This is a genomic window from Aliiglaciecola sp. 3_MG-2023, from assembly GCF_030548205.1.
Lineage (GTDB): Bacteria > Pseudomonadota > Gammaproteobacteria > Enterobacterales > Alteromonadaceae > Aliiglaciecola.
Genome location: NZ_JAUORV010000001.1, coordinates 199,685 through 216,004 on the forward strand (window position 1 = coordinate 199,685; position 16,320 = coordinate 216,004).

General features: G+C 41.5%; 19 protein-coding genes. 4 read left to right on the plus strand and 15 right to left on the minus strand.

The genetic code is table 11. The annotated features are described in order from the left end of the window. Nucleotides 1–47: 47 nt before the first annotated feature. A complete protein-coding gene (gene serB, locus Q4574_RS00970) occupies nucleotides 48–1,052 on the minus strand; it encodes a phosphoserine phosphatase SerB (protein WP_303470430.1) in 1,005 nt (334 codons plus the stop codon). Between the two features lie 173 nt (nucleotides 1,053–1,225). Here serB and Q4574_RS00975 point away from each other — a divergent pair, with 173 nt between their 5' ends. Further along, nucleotides 1,226–1,840, plus strand: coding sequence for an AhpA/YtjB family protein (locus Q4574_RS00975; RefSeq protein WP_303470432.1), 615 nt, complete (start codon nucleotides 1,226–1,228; stop codon nucleotides 1,838–1,840). Between the two features lie 36 nt (nucleotides 1,841–1,876). On the opposite strand, the gene Q4574_RS00980 is transcribed toward Q4574_RS00975, so the two are convergent. From Q4574_RS00980 to rpoE, 10 genes are all read right to left on the minus strand, one after another. Then, entirely contained in the window at nucleotides 1,877–2,647 is a 771-nt protein-coding gene (locus Q4574_RS00980; protein WP_303470435.1) for a TatD family hydrolase, read from the minus strand. A 16-nt stretch (nucleotides 2,648–2,663) separates the two neighbouring features. Next, nucleotides 2,664–3,329, minus strand: coding sequence for a pyridoxamine 5'-phosphate oxidase (gene pdxH / locus Q4574_RS00985; protein ID WP_303470437.1), 666 nt, complete (start codon nucleotides 3,327–3,329; stop codon nucleotides 2,664–2,666). Nucleotides 3,330–3,374: 45 nt separating this feature from the next. Next, nucleotides 3,375–4,283 (minus strand): GTPase Era, encoded by a 909-nt coding sequence (gene era, locus Q4574_RS00990; protein WP_303470441.1) that lies wholly within the window; start codon nucleotides 4,281–4,283, stop codon nucleotides 3,375–3,377. After that, nucleotides 4,280–4,957, minus strand: a complete 678-nt coding sequence (gene rnc, locus Q4574_RS00995; RefSeq protein WP_303470445.1) for a ribonuclease III — start codon at nucleotides 4,955–4,957, stop codon at nucleotides 4,280–4,282. Before rnc ends, era begins: the two co-directional genes overlap by 4 nt. Continuing rightward, on the minus strand, nucleotides 4,958–5,854 hold the full coding sequence (lepB, locus tag Q4574_RS01000) for a signal peptidase I (protein WP_303470446.1): 897 nt from the start codon (nucleotides 5,852–5,854) through the stop codon (nucleotides 4,958–4,960). Beyond that, nucleotides 5,855–7,651, minus strand: coding sequence for a translation elongation factor 4 (gene lepA / locus Q4574_RS01005; RefSeq protein WP_303470451.1), 1,797 nt, complete (start codon nucleotides 7,649–7,651; stop codon nucleotides 5,855–5,857). 264 nt (nucleotides 7,652–7,915) lie between these two features. Further along, a complete protein-coding gene (locus Q4574_RS01010; protein ID WP_303470453.1) occupies nucleotides 7,916–8,407 on the minus strand; it encodes a SoxR reducing system RseC family protein in 492 nt (163 codons plus the stop codon). Between the two features lies 1 nt (nucleotide 8,408). Continuing rightward, nucleotides 8,409–9,407, minus strand: a complete 999-nt coding sequence (locus Q4574_RS01015) for a MucB/RseB C-terminal domain-containing protein (protein WP_303470455.1) — start codon at nucleotides 9,405–9,407, stop codon at nucleotides 8,409–8,411. Further along, complete coding sequence (locus Q4574_RS01020) at nucleotides 9,388–10,011, minus strand: sigma-E factor negative regulatory protein (protein ID WP_303470457.1); 624 nt, start codon at nucleotides 10,009–10,011, stop codon at nucleotides 9,388–9,390. Before Q4574_RS01020 ends, Q4574_RS01015 begins: the two co-directional genes overlap by 20 nt. Before the next feature lie 57 nt (nucleotides 10,012–10,068). Next, nucleotides 10,069–10,647: an RNA polymerase sigma factor RpoE gene (rpoE, locus tag Q4574_RS01025; protein WP_303470459.1), complete on the minus strand. Its 579-nt coding sequence runs from the start codon at nucleotides 10,645–10,647 to the stop codon at nucleotides 10,069–10,071. Nucleotides 10,648–10,830: 183 nt separating this feature from the next. Here rpoE and nadB point away from each other — a divergent pair, with 183 nt between their 5' ends. Further along, the gene (nadB, locus tag Q4574_RS01030; protein WP_303470462.1) at nucleotides 10,831–12,453 is read left to right on the plus strand and encodes an L-aspartate oxidase; all 1,623 of its coding nucleotides are present in this window, start codon (nucleotides 10,831–10,833) and stop codon (nucleotides 12,451–12,453) included. 70 nt (nucleotides 12,454–12,523) lie between these two features. On the opposite strand, the gene Q4574_RS01035 is transcribed toward nadB, so the two are convergent. The 3 genes from Q4574_RS01035 to Q4574_RS01045 all read right to left on the minus strand — a co-directional run bounded on the left by Q4574_RS01035 (nucleotide 12,524) and on the right by Q4574_RS01045 (nucleotide 14,112). Next, the gene (locus tag Q4574_RS01035; protein WP_303470464.1) at nucleotides 12,524–13,363 is read right to left on the minus strand and encodes a MaoC/PaaZ C-terminal domain-containing protein; all 840 of its coding nucleotides are present in this window, start codon (nucleotides 13,361–13,363) and stop codon (nucleotides 12,524–12,526) included. Between the two features lie 64 nt (nucleotides 13,364–13,427). Further along, nucleotides 13,428–13,874, minus strand: a complete 447-nt coding sequence (locus tag Q4574_RS01040) for a protein YgfX (RefSeq protein WP_368411625.1) — start codon at nucleotides 13,872–13,874, stop codon at nucleotides 13,428–13,430. Then, entirely contained in the window at nucleotides 13,861–14,112 is a 252-nt protein-coding gene (locus Q4574_RS01045) for a succinate dehydrogenase assembly factor 2 (RefSeq protein WP_303470470.1), read from the minus strand. Before Q4574_RS01045 ends, Q4574_RS01040 begins: the two co-directional genes overlap by 14 nt. A gap of 192 nt (nucleotides 14,113–14,304) precedes the next feature. On the opposite strand from Q4574_RS01045, the gene ygfZ reads away from it, so the two are divergent. Then, nucleotides 14,305–15,252, plus strand: a complete 948-nt coding sequence (gene ygfZ, locus Q4574_RS01050) for a tRNA-modifying protein YgfZ (protein ID WP_303470473.1) — start codon at nucleotides 14,305–14,307, stop codon at nucleotides 15,250–15,252. A 44-nt stretch (nucleotides 15,253–15,296) separates the two neighbouring features. Further along, nucleotides 15,297–15,782 carry a peptidylprolyl isomerase gene (locus tag Q4574_RS01055; RefSeq protein WP_303470475.1) on the plus strand — a complete coding sequence of 162 codons (486 nt, stop codon included), beginning with the start codon at nucleotides 15,297–15,299 and terminating at the stop codon, nucleotides 15,780–15,782. Nucleotides 15,783–15,849: 67 nt separating this feature from the next. Here Q4574_RS01055 and Q4574_RS01060 read toward each other — a convergent pair whose 3' ends face one another. Then, a complete protein-coding gene (locus Q4574_RS01060) occupies nucleotides 15,850–16,188 on the minus strand; it encodes a P-II family nitrogen regulator (protein WP_303470479.1) in 339 nt (112 codons plus the stop codon). Nucleotides 16,189–16,320: the final 132 nt, after the last annotated feature.

The following is a 16,320-nucleotide window of genomic DNA, read 5'->3' on the forward strand; positions in this document are numbered from 1 at the left end:
ACATATATGCAATATTAACACAATGACAGACTAGTTTATTCTTCAGGCTAACTCTTCAACAAGGCTAACAGTCCATCAGCGGCGCAAAACCGAAGTGCAGCATCCGCTTGCTGGCGCACAACGGGTTTTGCATGATATGCCACCCCCATTGCTGCTTGTTCCATCATCACCAAATCGTTGGCCCCATCCCCTAGGGCAATAGTTTGCGACGCCTCAATTTGATAACGTTCGGCCAGTCGATTAAGGGTATCTGCTTTGCTTTGTGCGCCGATGATGTCGCCTAGTACTTTCCCAGTCAGTTTGCCCTCTACAATCTCGAGTTGATTGGAAATAGCAAAATCTAACCCTAAACGTTCAGCAAGGTAATCTGCGAAGAATGTAAAGCCGCCTGATGCAATGGCGAGTTTCCAGTTAGCTTGTTTAAGCTTTGCCAACAAACGGGTGATCCCTGGGTTGATGGGAATGCCATCGCGAACCTGTTTGAGGATTGATTCCTCTGCCCCTTTTAAACAGGCGACTCGGCTATTCAGGCTTTGCGCAAAATCAAGTTTACCTTGCATAGCTAATTCGGTGACTTCTGATACTTGTGCACCAACACCTGCTAACTTTGCTATTTCATCAATACATTCAATACCAATGACAGTACTATCCATATCCATCACTAATAGCCCGGGCTTGGCCAATGTGGGGCGTTGTTTTAAAAAACTAATATCCACTTGAAAGTTCACCGCAGCTGACTCAATCACCGCCCCTAAGTCTGATGATCGTTTCACTTCAACTTCTGCTTCGTAGGCGCAACCATTATTTGAGTCATAGCCCGGTTGGAATACCTGAATAGTCATAACATCAGCCAATGCAATTTGCACCTGATACAGCTTTTCCAAATTTAAGCTTTCTGAAAATAGGATCAATTGTTGAGTACAGGCTTCACGGGTTTCAGCTAATTCAATTTGCTGATCTTGTGGTAATGTAAAACTCACATTTTTATGGTGAAGATTGGTCAGATATTTGGCCGATAGCCATTCTTGTTGTGATAATTTGGTCGAAAGCACAATTAACTCACCGGGTTATTAATCAGGACAGGGATTTTACCGATTTCAATAGGTGACGCAATAAGATATCCCTATGACTTAGAACAAATCACTAAGTGAGGTCAAATTAATAAATAAAACAACAACTAATATTGGCAAACGTAGCAAATTGTCTTATTGTCATAGCCATGGATATGACAAAATTCGGATTGGCTGATTCAGCCTTAAAGGTCCCCAGTAATTACTCAATTTTTAAACGAGTAGCAAACCTCACGTTGCTAGTAGTGGCTGCGGCTATTTGTGTCAATATTTGGTTGTTAAATACTGAACAGTCACAAAATTGGCACAACAATCAATCTTCGCAATTAGGTCGAAGTTTAGCCAAATTTACAGCGGATATAATCGCCCCTCACCTAAATGAAAAACAAAATGAACAAATACTTCGATATATCAACTTATTGTCGAGAGATAATCACGTAGCAGGCGTGTCGGTTTATAATCGACTTGGTGAGGTGGTTGAAAGTAACGAGCAAAATGCCTCTGTATTGGCCAGCTTTTTAATTGAAGATGAGTTTCCACTCGTGTTTGTTGAAGAAGTGGTTTCGGAAGGCAAATTGCTCGGTTATGTAAGATTATTGCTGGATAAAGAGCAAGTCATGCTGTATCACCACGAATATCAAAATCAAATTTATAAACAACTACTTATGTTAATGCTAGTGGCTGGACTGGTGGGTTTATTGATCACACGAGCTTACTATAAAATACGCTTTCGTCATTATGAAAAAGTCAGTAAAACCGCTAGAAACTAGTACTCAGCAAAAAACAAGTTGGCCAACAACTTTCCCCTAATCCTTTATAGAAAAGAGCTCACAACTGTTAGCCGTGGTATGATTAATTACCTCATCAAGGCTAACCCCCTTAATTTGCGCAATTTGCTGGGCTATTTCAGGTAAAAACTCTGGGCTGTTGCGTCTTCCTTGTTTACCACAAATAGGCATATCTGGAGCATCAGTTTCCAACACGACGGCGTTCAGTGGAATGCGTTTTAGAACATCTCTTGTCTTGCGAGCTCGCGGATATGTGATCACGCCACCAAAACCCAATTTAAACCCCAAATCTAAGTAAGTTTTAGCCTGCTGATAACTACCAGAAAAAGCGTGGATGACTCCAGCTTGTTGAAAGTTTTGGTGTTTTAAGGATTGGATAATAGCATTGTGAGAACGACGATGATGAATAATGACAGGCAGTTTATACTGATTAGCAATATCAAGTTGCTGTGAGAAGAAATCCTGTTGTTTGATTTCGCTTTGCTGATCAGTATCAAAAAAATCGAGACCTATTTCACCAACGGCTCTTACAGATGAATGCTGTTCTAGCAAAGTAATCAGATTATCTAAATGGGCTTGTTCACTTTGCTTGATAAAATAGGGATGTATACCTAATCCATATTCTAACATTGACGTCTTATCACAAAGCTCAATAAGTGACTGCCATTGGCTTGCTTGGGTTCCGGGAATAAGAATTCTTTTTATGCCTAATTCCCAACAACGCTTTAGAATATCCATTCTATCGACGTCAAAGGCTTCAAAGTCTAAATGGCAGTGGCTATCAATCATTGCCGCCATTATTCCATTAGGGCATTAAACGTTGAATTTGCCAATGTTGATGCTCCCCACCTTGGCTTTGGTTTGAATCTCCTAAGCTATACACAAAGCGATTATGCAGACGATGCTCTCCCCCTTGCCAGAATTCGATTTCATGGGGAACCACTCGATAGCCCCCCCAAAACTTGGGAAGTGGTATTTCACCCGCTGAAAACTTCTTTTTCACTTCATCAAATTTACTCATTAGCATTTGTCGGGTGGAGATGGGTTGGCTTTGTTTAGATGCCCATGCGGCAAGTTGACTTTCTTTTGGTCGAGAAAAAAAGTACTTTGCCACCTCACCAGTACTAAGGGGCTGGGCAACACCACAAATTTTGACTTGGCGCTCCATGAAATGCCATGGGAAATGCAAGGATATTTTTGAATTATGGGCTAATTCGGTTGCTTTTCGGCTGCCTAAATTTGTGTAGAAAACAAAACCGCTATCATCTACGTCTTTGAGTAACACGATACGTTGCGATGGCTGGCCGTCGGGTGAGACTGTGGCGACCGTCATTGCAGTTGGATCTGGTGTTCCAGAATCAATTACCAGTTTAAGCCAATGGTTAAATTGCGTAATCGGGTTTGAATCAAGATCTTCTTCCCGCAGTTCACCCAGATTGTAATTTCTCCGCAAACCATGAATATTGGCCATCCCATTCACCTATTTTATTTAACACAAGCTTAAAAACAGAGGTATTTAATAATTGTTATCACCGTAGCCCAAGCTTCTGAGTGCTCGTTCGTCATCTGCCCAGCCGGATTTAACTTTTACCCATAATTCCAAAAATACTTTATTCTCGAATAAGTTTTCTAGATCTTTGCGTGCCTCAGCGCCAATGGTTTTGAGCCGTTGTCCGCCCTTTCCTATCACCATGCGTTTTTGTGTTTCACGCTCAACTAAAATTAAACCATTAATACGATAAACACCATTTTCGGCAAGCAAGAACTGTTCTATTTCTACGGTCACAGAGTAAGGCAGTTCATCACCGGTAAAACGCATTAGCTTTTCCCGTACGATTTCTGCAGCCATAAATCGACTCGACCGATCGGTGATGTAATCTTCAGGAAAATAAAACTCACTTTCCGGTAAAGTTTCATGCACCATTTCTCGCAATTCATCCACATTACGTCCTAACTTAGCTGAGACAGGCATGATTTTTTCGAAATCATGTTGTTCCTGTAGCCATTGCATATGTGTCATCAATTGAGTTTTATCTTTAACGTTGTCACTTTTATTGATCAACAACCAACAGGGTAATTTGGACTGTTTAATTTTACTCAGAACCATTTGGTCATCGTCAGTCCATTTTGTACCTTCAACTAAGAACAAAACGAGTCCCACTTCCGCCAAAGAGCTAGAAGCAGCGCGATTCATTAACTTGTTAATGGCGCGTTTTTCTTCAACATGTAATCCAGGGGTATCAACAAAAATAGCTTGATGCTGGCCTTCAGTATCAATTCCCATGATGCGATGACGCGTGGTCTGAGGTTTACGAGAAGTAATACTGACTTTTTGCCCTAACAGCTTGTTCAGTAACGTCGATTTACCAACATTGGGGCGGCCAACAATAGCAACCATGCCACAATGTGTTTTTGCCTGTGTCACTTTAACTTCTCCAAAACCTGTTGGGCAGCGTGTTGTTCTGCTTTACGACGAGAACTGCCACGACCCGCAATTTTTTCAGATAAACCTTCCACAGAACAGGTAACCACAAAAATTTGGTCGTGATCTTTGCCGAGCACTTCAAGCACTTCGTATTCTGGTAAAGGCAACTTCCGACCTTGCAGAAACTCCTGAAGCTGAGTTTTATTATCTTTTGGGTGAGCCGTGGGATCTAAGTCACTAAAGCGAGAATCAAACCAATTCAAAATCAACTGCTTACAGCAATCTAATCCGGATTCTAAATAAATAGCTCCAATAATCGCTTCAACGGCATCAGCAAGTATTGAACTACGTCGATAACCACCACTTTTCAGCTCTCCTGAACCCAGTAGCAAAACATCGCCTAACTCAAATTCTCTACCTACTTCGGCTAAGGTTTCCCCTTTCACCAAAGTCGCTCTCATTCTGGTGAGTTTGCCTTCTGGCTGTTTAGGAAACCGTTTGAATAACTCTTCAGCTACCACCAGCCCTAAAACTGCATCTCCTAGGTATTCCAAACGTTCATTATGAACATTTTTATAACTGCGATGGGTAAGTGCCAAGGTTAGATTATCTGCATCTAAAAATTGGTAACCAAGTCGCTGGTATAACTTTTTATATAATGGGTTTAACGACATTTATTGAATGCCACCAACACGTTCAAAACGCACACCGGTAGGTATCCATGTGGGTAAAATATCTTCAGGAACACGCTCAAATTCAAAACTTATCCAAATGGCAACCGCTTTACCGACTAAGTGGTCATCGGAAACAAATCCCCAAAAACGACCATCTTCGCTGTTGTCACGGTTATCACCCATCACAAAATAGTGCCCTTCTGGCACTACCCACTCACCAATTTTGGTACCAGGTTGTTCATAGTAGCGACTGATATCATCTAGTCTTCTAGGATAAATAAGGATCTCGTGATTCACATCACCCAATTGTTCACTTAACTTGTTAATTTGGTACCCCTGATAGGCGTATTGTCCTAAAAAGTCTCTTTCCACCTTGTATTCCGGTAGACAGCCTTGTCCCGACGGACAAGCAGGTTTGATGTACAGGTCTTTTGAAGAATAACTAATGGTATCGCCGGGTAAACCAACTACGCGCTTAATGTAATCTAACTTAGGGTTTTCTGGATATTTAAAAACCACCACATCACCGCGTTCTGGATCGCCAGTTTCAAAAAACTTAGTGCGAGTGACCGGGTCTTTTAAACCATAAGAAAACTTCTCCACAAGAATGAAATCCCCTACTAACAATGTGGGCATCATTGATCCTGAAGGGATCTGGAAAGGTTCATACAAAAAAGAACGCAACACCAAAACGAACGCAATCACTGGGAAAATTTGCTGAGCAGTGTCGACAATATAAGGAATTGGCAACTCTGTGCCTTCGGGTAACGCATTCCCACCGTTAGCAGCAATCACCTTTTGCCGACGCTTTGGCGCAAACACTTTCGCATCTATCAACCAAATCAAGCCAGAGGCAACAGTTATAAAAACGAGCAATAATGAAAAGTAATTGGCCATTTATTTTCCTACCTTGAGTACGGCTAAAAATGCATCCTGCGGTAACTCAACATTACCCACTTGTTTCATACGTTTTTTACCTTCTTTTTGCTTCTGTAAGAGCTTCTTCTTACGACTCACGTCACCACCGTAACATTTGGCAATAACGTTTTTACGCAATTGTTTTATAGTACTTCTAGCAATTACGTGGTTTCCGATAGCTGCCTGAATGGCAATATCGAACATTTGTCTGGGGATTAATTCCCGAAGTTTTTCAACTAAATCACGACCACGACCTTGAGCGTTATCTTTATGGGTGATAACCGCTAAGGCGTCGACTCGCTCGCCATTAATTAAAATGTCTAATCGCACCATGTCAGCAGCATTAAACTTAATAAAGTTATAATCCAATGAAGCAAAGCCACGGCTGGTTGATTTCAAACGGTCAAAGAAGTCCATAACCACTTCAGCCATTGGTAATTCATAAACCACTGCTACCTGCTTACCGTGGTAGGTCATATTGGTTTGTACACCACGTTTTTCGATACACAGAGTAATTACGTTTCCTAAATAGTCTTGGGGCACCAAAATATGCGCTTCAACAATAGGTTCGCGAATTTCTGCGATATCATTCAAAGGAGGTAATTTCGATGGATTATCGACTTTTAGTAATTCACCTTTAGTGGTTTCTACTTCATATACCACTGTAGGTGCGGTAGTAATCAAATCTAAGTCGTACTCTCGTTCCAAACGTTCTTGGATGATTTCCATGTGCAACATGCCTAAGAATCCAATTCGGAATCCAAAGCCTAGGGCAGACGAGCTCTCAGGCTCATAAAATAAAGATGCATCGTTTAAGGTAAGTTTAGCCAATGCATCACGGAAATCTTCATATTCATCAGAACTGACAGGAAACAATCCAGCGTACACTTGGGGTTTAATTTTTTGAAATCCAGGAAGGGCCGATTCAGCAGGCTCTTTGGCTAAGGTGATGGTATCGCCAACAGGTGCTCCTTGGATATCTTTAATTCCTGCAATAACATACCCCACCTCACCGCTTTTTAGCATACCGGTTTGGGTTTGTTTAGGCGTAAATATGCCCACATTATCTGCTTGATGTACCGCCCCATTAGACATGATTTGTATTTTGTCTTTCGCGTTTAGTGTTCCTTCCATCACTCGAACCAAAGAAACCACACCTTGGTAGTTATCGAACCAAGAATCAACAATTAGGGCTTTTAGGGGCGCATTAGGGTCACCTTCGGGAGGTGGCACTTGACGCACTATCACTTCCAGTACATCTTCAATGCCAATTCCGGTTTTTGCAGAACAGCGTACTGCATCTATGGCATCGATACCGACAATATCTTCTATTTCTTCGGCTACACGGTCAGGCTCGGCTTGTGGCAGATCGATTTTATTCAATACTGGAACCACTTCCATATCTAAATCGATGGCGGTGTAACAATTTGCTAAGGTTTGTGCTTCCACTCCTTGTCCGGCATCTACCACTAACAACGCACCTTCACAGGCGGCTAAAGAACGAGAAACTTCGTAGGTAAAATCAACATGCCCTGGCGTGTCGATGAAATTTAATTGATAAGTTTCACCGTCTTTGGCCGTATAATTTAGGGTGACACTTTGGGCTTTTATCGTAATCCCGCGCTCACGCTCAATGTCCATCGAATCCAAGACTTGCTCAGACATTTCACGTTGGGTCAAACCGCCACAATGTTGAATAAGTCGATCTGAAAGAGTCGATTTACCATGATCAATATGGGCTATTATGGAAAAGTTACGAATGTGCTTATGTTGCATAGTTTAAGACTGTTACCTACAGCTAGTGCTCTTGTTATCAAAAGTGAATAAACAGGAACGAATAAAAAATAATTTGGCGGGGATTTTACAGTGTTCTGATGCACATTGCGATAATGTTCTGACGAATACACAGACAATTGATTTTAATACTTCGTTATTAAGGGATTTTTAACACCTTAGAGCGGCTATCGACAACACTAATTCAACGAATACTGCCTTCACAGCGCTTCAAGTTAACTCATTTTAACCGCTTTTGTAGCGAATCTAATATTGAGTCTGCCCTTTGGAATCAGCCAAAACGGGATCTTCTTGCGCGGGTAAAATAGCCAAAAGCTTAGGCTGAAATCGATTTGTATGGGGTTGGTTAGCGTACTTTTTAAGGAATCTAAAAGTAAGAAATGTCGTAATGAAGGCCGCACCGACAATCCAAAGTTCATGTTGCAAGTCCATCAAAGGCAACAAATATTGCCCACTCAAAGCCGTAACTATCATAACCAAAAGTGGTAATAAATACATCATTGCTGAGGCCGTCAGTAGTTGACTTTCTGCTACCCCAAGCTTAACTTTTTGGCCCACTTTTGCAGTGTGATGGCATCTTAAGATCAATTGTTCTTTTTTAGGAGTAAAGGCTTTAGCAACCACCCCGGTACCGCAGTTATCTTGTGCCTGACAACCACCACAAGTGGATTTAATTTCGGTTTCAACCCAAATATGATCCTTATCAACAGCCGTGATGACGCCAATTTCCTCAATCACGTTATTGCACCCGAGTCACTGACGTGGCGATAGAATTAGCGGTATTAGCTGGAATTTTACCAATGACTGTGACCAACACAGCGCCCTGCTTTCTTGAAAAGTAAATATCTGAACCAAAACGCGCAACTATGTCACTTTCTGCTGAAGATGCTGTAGCTTGTTGCATATAAATTGAAATATCTACCAGACCATCACTTAACATTAAATATTCGAGTGAGCCGGCGTTATCGGGTAACTGACGCACGCTATGTTTTACTTGCTTCATTCCTACTGGGATGTAATCAACTTGCCAAAGTTTCTCCGCGTCTTTAGTTGGTACCAATTGAATAACAGCGGGCATGGTCGCACTTTGTAGTTTAGCGAAGTATGGATCCGGCTGTTCGGTTACATTTAGTGCTGTAACTTGAATTTGCTCTACTTTTTGACCGTTCAAATCCATCACATTGATTTTTAACGGTAGTCCAGTCTGCTGATCTAACCAAAGGTTATACCCATAACGACTTTTATCTTTGCTTATCATGCGGATTTGCTGAGCCACTTTACCAGAAATGCGGCTCTTACCGATGATGACAAAATCATAGGAACTCAATAAAGACTTAGGTTCTGTAAGGAGTACGTTTGGCATAGGTCCAATGATGTAGCCTGAAGCAAGGCTATAAGGCGCACGATGCGATTCAAAATAGCTGACCTTTTCCCCCATTCGCACCACTTCGCGACCAGGACCATTTAACTGATCGAGCTGTTCCATTTCAATGCCTTCCTCATTAACGCCATGACGCCAAAGGTAAGGCTGAGGATCTGCACCCGGTTTGGTTAGTACATATGAAACTGTGTAGTTGAGATTGGCTTTAGCATCTGCCATTTTATCGAGCCACATTAAAACGTTTGGATCTTGAATTAATCCAACCTGTGCACTCGCCAGTTTGACACAACTAAAAAAGAGTATTGCAGCCCAAAGGTTATTGAGCTGCAGAGAGTATTTATTCAGGAAGATTCTCACGTTCTTGGCTTACTTCTGGTTGATTAGCTTCAGATTTAACTTCATCTACCAAAGCACTTTCGTCTTCCAGATAGCGTTGGCTATCTTTTAATAAGACTTGCTCCATGTGATCGTTGATAAACGCGTTGATACGACGTTGATGATCGCGAACGCTTACCGCCGGAGTCACCTGTGTTTGCTCAAGGCTAACTGGTGACAATCCACCTTGGATACCAGGGTATGAAGCTGGAGCGGGATTAAAAACCTGTTGCTCATCTTGATTCAGTTGTTGAACGCCAACCACCACTGCAACGGCAACGGATGCGGCTATAGCTAATTGCCCACCTGAACGAACTAAAGGCACCACATTACTAATCACCGGTAGATCACGCCAAGTGCGTTTAGGCGCTAGAATAGCAGGCTCAGACTCCAATGCAGCCGCAATAGATGCGCTTACATCAAAATCCGCGCTTATTGGCATTTCTTTACGCATGGATTGACGAATAATGTGATAGCGCTGCCACTTCGCAGCCATTTCATCATCATTGAGAATATCAGACACAAAGTTCTCGTCTTGATTCTCACCGTCAACAAATGCGGACAAATTTTCATGCTTATGCGTCATAAAAGGTTCCTGAATTAACGCTTCATTGTTCAACATTTTTTTACAAATGTCATTTATTTATCTTTGTAAGAGCGGATTTAAGACTTTATCTATCGCCTCTCGCGCTCTAAAAATTCTTGAACGGACGGTGCCCACTGGGCAATCCATCACATTCGCTATGTCTTCATAGCTCAACCCTTCCAATTCACGCAATGTAATGGCCATACGTAAATCTTCAGGTAGTTTATCTAGTGCATCAAACAACACTTTTTCAAGTTCTTCTGACATCAGACTACGTTCAGGGGAGTTTTGTTCCTTTAACGCGTCACTTCCGTCATAATAATCTGCTTCTTCTGCATCTACATCGCTGGCAGGAGGCTTTCTCCCCTGCGAAACTAAATAATTTTTTGCGCTATTAACCGCAATTCTATAAAGCCAAGTGTAAAAAGCACTGTCACCGCGAAAGTTAGGTAAAGCTTTATAAGCCTTAATAAATGCTTCTTGGGTTACATCAGCTACATCACCTGAGTTTTTGACATAGCGTGATACCAAATGCGCGACTTTATGTTGATACTTAGTAACCAACAAACCAAACGCATTTTTATCTCCTCGCTGTACTTTTTCAACAATTTGTTGATCCGTTATCTGCTCGCTCATTCGAGCCATCACTCCTAATATAAATACTACCACGGCTCTCGCAAGCACAAATATAGACTGTACGTTTTGCGAAAAGTTCGATTTAAATTAAATTAATACAAACTTTCTATTAAAAGGCTTATTTTCACAAGCTGTCAATTCTGATAGGGTCTGCAAATTCATTCCAATTGGCTATTATACTATATGAGCTCTACTGTTGAACATCGTTGTGACGTTTTGATTATTGGAAGTGGCGCAGCAGGTCTTTCTTTAGCATTGAAGTTAGCGGACAAATATAACGTAATCGTATTAAGTAAAAGTACTTTATCAGAAGGTTCCACCCGGTACGCTCAAGGTGGAATAGCTGCCGTATTTGACGAGCAAGACTCCATCGAGTCACATGTTAAAGACACCCTTGAGGCCGGAGCAGGACTATGTGAAGAACAAGCCGTTCGCTTCACTGCCGAACAAGCAAAGTCTTGTATGGAATGGTTGATAAATTATGGTGTCCCTTTTGATCAGGAGAAAGATGAGCAAGGTAATTCTCGTTTCCATTTAACCCGAGAAGGCGGTCATAGTCATCGTCGCATTTTACATGCAGCTGATGCCACCGGGTACGCTGTGCAAACCTCTTTGCAAGAAGCCGTTAAGCAAAACCCTAATATTCATCTATTCGAAGGATATAATGCTATTGATTTAGTGCGCCATGAAGCTGCGCCAAATCAGTGTTTAGGGGCCTATGTTTGGAACCGCAAAAGAGAACATGTTGAATTTATCCGCAGTCGTTTTACCGCCCTGGCGACAGGTGGAGCCAGTAAAGTCTATCAGTATACCTCTAATCCAGATGTTTCCAGTGGTGATGGTATTGCAATGGCGTGGCGTGCGGGTTGCTCTGTAGCAAATATGGAATTCAATCAATTTCATCCAACCTGTTTATTCCACCCTGAAGCTAAGAACTTTCTGATCACCGAAGCGTTGCGCGGAGAAGGGGCATTTTTATGCCATGAAGATGGCAGTAAATTCATGCACAAATTTGACCCTAGGGGCGACCTAGCACCTAGGGATATTGTTGCACGAGCAATTGATTTTGAAATGAAGCGTCTCGGAAAAGACTGCATGTATTTAGACATTAGTCATAAATCAGCAGATTTCATTGTTAAGCATTTTCCTAATATATATCGTAAATGTCGTTACCTTGGAATAGATATTACCCGTCAGCCTATTCCTGTGGTACCTGCAGCCCATTATAGTTGTGGAGGCGTAAAAACCGATTTTAACGCTAAAACAGATTTAGACAATTTATATGCAATAGGTGAAGTTGCTTATACAGGTTTACATGGTGCTAACCGTATGGCCAGTAATTCATTATTGGAATGTGTGGTATTTGCCCATGCTGCAGCCAAAGATATATTGTCAAAAGCAGATAAGCCAGCTTTCGAGCAGGTCATTCCGCCTTGGGATGAAAGCCAAGTGGGTGACTCTGACGAGGAAGTAGTCATTCAACATAACTGGCATGAACTGCGCTTATTTATGTGGGATTACGTTGGCATCGTCCGAACCAATAAACGTTTGGAGCGAGCACTGCGCAGAATCGAATTATTACAACAAGAGATTCACGACTATTATGCCAATTTCCGCGTGAGTAACAATTTACTCGAGTTGCGCAACTTAGTCACAGTAGCAGAACTCATCGTGCGCTGTGCTATGAGCCGTAAAGAAAGCCGTGGCTTGCATTACAACCTTGATTACCCAGACACCTTGGATAGCGCTGAAGTGACAGTACTTTGTGGTCGTCGCAGTTCGCCTTCCCAGCGGCTTGATACTTAGACAGCCTAAGAGATGAAATAACAGGGGGAGTGTCAAGCTCCCCTTGTTTTAAATTTGACTCAACATGTTATTAAAATCTCATTTGTCCGCTAAAGTGACAAATTCGATTGTCGTCGCTCGTAAGTACCAATTGGGTTTCATTAGGATTGTTTTGGGATTTCCATAAGCAAACCTTAGATGGTAAAAAAACTGGCTTTAAAAAACGAATGTCTACAAAAAAATCGTCAGAAACGTGTTTCTGAAACTCAGACACACTTCTTGCTTTACTCCACATGCCGTGTGCAATAGCAGACTTAAACCCAAAAAGCTTGGCGCTAGTTTGACTCAAGTGAATGGGATTAAGATCACCTGATACTTTGCCATAACGGCGGCCTATGCCGGGCTCGCAATGCCATTTATTGACGAGTTGCTGATCAACATCTAGTTGATAGGGATCTGAACGAGATTTTCCCGCAAAGGCCGACTTATTAACGGCCAAAAGTTCACTTATCGATTGCCATATGATTTGTTGTCTTTGGTAAAATGTGGTTTTTATTTTAAAACTGATACCTTTTACATGCCGCTCAAAGCCAATAACGCGACTTTCAATCTCTAACTCATTGCAACAATCTAATGATGTAAACGTTTTGATTTGATTGCTTAAGTGAACAATCCCTAGCAAAGCAAACGGAAACTGCTTATTGAGCATTAACTGCATATGTTGCTTAAAAGCATACAAATGCAAAAAACACGGATGTATTCTACTATCTTGTGTTTCTTGCCACTGGACGACTTTATGATATGCCTTGATTTTGGACTCATCGACTCTATTTATTTTTTGTCGAATATTCAGGTCTAAATTGGGCAACAATGCCGAGTCGAAAACAAAGGCATGATTTCGTTTCAGTCCTGCTTTTAAAAAATCCAACATACATCCCTTGGGCATTTGTTTATAAATATAGAAGTCGTGAGCTCTGGTTTGCTATTTATCTGGTTTAACAACCCAGTGATTGTTGTTGGCATCTCAATACAACTCTGCAAAGACGCCTAAAATCTTGCTCAGAAACTTGGTCTTTTGCTAACCAAATAAAACGAGATCGATTGTCGAAGATGTTTTTTTGAAAAAACAAACAGATAAACACCCCACAAATTTTACTTTTATGGCTAAGCTTCCAACACCCTTGTTCTGTTCCTTGTAACCAGTTCACTTCTCCGTCAGCAGTTAAGCTCATTACGTTTGCCGACGGCGTTCGACTGAGCCTGATTAACCAAGTAAGGCCTAACATTGCGACCAGCAAGGTACACAAGCATTGCAGCAAAAGTTGACCAGGTATAACCGCCTCTTTCCACAACCAAAAACTGGCGATTAAGAAGCTGATCCAAGTGATTTGCAGACAAATCATTAGACGGCTTTTGTTTATGCAAATCCTATACTTTGACACGACTCAAAATATATTCGACCATTTGCGCAAGCTCGGGATCGTCACATTCTTGATGGCCCATAAACCAAGCAAATAAATCAGGGTCATCACAGGTTAACAAACGTTCAAAAAGCAATTGCTGAGATTCATCTAAATCGTCAAACGCTTCATCAACAAACGGCATAAAAAGGACGTCAAGTTCGAGCATGCCTCGTCGACACGCCCACTTCAATCTAGACAATCTTTTTTTATCAAACATCCTGGCTCCAGGTAAAATTTAAAACATAATGGGAAAACTATTCCCTCAATCAAATCTTGAGAAATCAGCTTTTGCTAATTGTATTCTGATTATCCTAAAAAATCTCAGACAAATTCACGATACACTTGCATCTGAGTCGCAAAACCCCATTATAGTGGTCATGATAGATAGATTAACAAGGTATTAGCGAATATGCAGTCTAGTTTTTCAGCGCCTGACAGTTTTTACGGTGAACTAACCAACCTAGGGATTATTTCCGTTGAAGGTGAAGAAGCAGTTAGTTATCTGCAAGGTAAAGTCACCAATGACATGGATTCATTGCAAAAAGAAAAGGTACAACTTGGTTGTCATTGTGATTTTAAAGGTAAAACCTGGAATATTTTTCATGCTATAAAAACCGCGCAAGGGGTAGATTTATTGTGTCATCGTGAAAGTATTCCAGCATCTTTAGGTGAACTTAAAAAATACGGTGTATTTTCTAAAGTTGAGTTCAATGATATTACAGCTGACTGGCAATATTTTGCAGCAAGTGGCGCTCAGGCAGAACAAGTATTAGAAGAACTGTTTGGCGAGCTACCAGGTGAACACTTAGCCATAATCGAAAACCAAAACGCGAAGGTAATCCGTTTCGATGTGCCATTCACTCGTTATTTAGTGCTAGCCAAAGATTCCGTTGCACAACAATTAAATCAACAGCTAAGCCCATCAAACATGGCACAGCAGTATTGGGAAGCAGCCGACATACTGAGCGGCTTAGCAAATATTCAAGCCGCCACATCAGAGCAATTTGTACCGCAAATGATGAATTTACAAGCGCTTCAGGCCATCAGTTTTGAAAAAGGTTGTTACATGGGCCAAGAAGTCGTTGCCCGTACCAAGTATTTAGGTAAAAACAAAAGAGCCGCTTTTATACTAAAATCGGATGATAGCAGTCCTCGACTTGCAGGCGACATTTTAGAGGCTAAAATGGGTGATAATTGGCGACGGGGTGGTACAGTATTACGCAGTGCTTCGCTAGAGCAAGGTACGTGCTTGTTGGCGATTTTGCCAAATGATACAAGTAATGAGCAAATATTGAGATCTAAAGAGTATCCAACGCAACTTTTTACAGTAGAGCCTCTGCCCTACGACCTAGATTAATTAAATCGGTTTAACCGACCAAACAATATAGAGAATACCCTTATATGCTAATTTCTGAAAATGCCATTGTGACAATGCACTTTACCGTGAAGACTCAAGATGGAACCCAAATTGATTCATCACGTGATGGTGAGCCTATGATTTACATGCAAGGTAGTCAATACCTCATAAAAGGCTTAGAAGATGCCTTAGAAGGACGTCAAAAAGGAGACAAATTTGCTCTCGACGTACCTCCTGAATTGGCCTATGGCGAGCGTCACGATGAACTCGTTCAAATGGTTCCCAAAACCATGTTCGAAGGCATGGAAGTTGAAGTTGGCATGACCTTTAGAGCCACAACCGACAATGGTGAACAATCTGTTATGGTGATTGATGAAACCGATGATGAAGTGGTGATTGATGGCAACCACCCGCTTTCTGGTGTGCCTCTGAACTTTGACGTAGAAATATTAGAAGTAAGAGAAGCGACTGAAGATGAAATTGCCCATGGTCACCCCCATGCTGAAGGTGGTTGCGGACATCACCATTAAAAACGAATCATTGACTTAGAAGACGAAATTCAACCATATAGGTTGAGTTTCGGTCTTCCTATGAAGATTAAACCGCTTCTTCATTTTCTTCCCCTGTTCGAATGCGGATCGCTCTGTCGATTGTAGAAACGAAAATCTTCCCATCACCAATTTTGCCTGTACGCGCTTTGTCCATAATGACTTCAATTGCACGCTCGACCATATCATCAGGAATAATAATTTCTATTTTATGTTTGGGTAAAAAGCCAATGTGATACTCTGCACCACGATATAATTCTGAGTGACCTTTTTGTCGACCAAAGCCTTTGACTTCGGTAACGGTCATACCTGAAATCCCTATGCTAGAAAGTGCTGCTCGCACATCTTCCATTTTGAAAGGTTTGATAATGGCTTCAACTTTTTTCATCAGACGTCCTTAGGATCCTACTACCAGCATGGGAATTTTAGCGTAATCGGATGGGCAATTTAGCTAACCGCTAATTCGCCACCCTTAGTTTACATTTAATTTACATCAGGTTAATAAAATATACCATCAGCA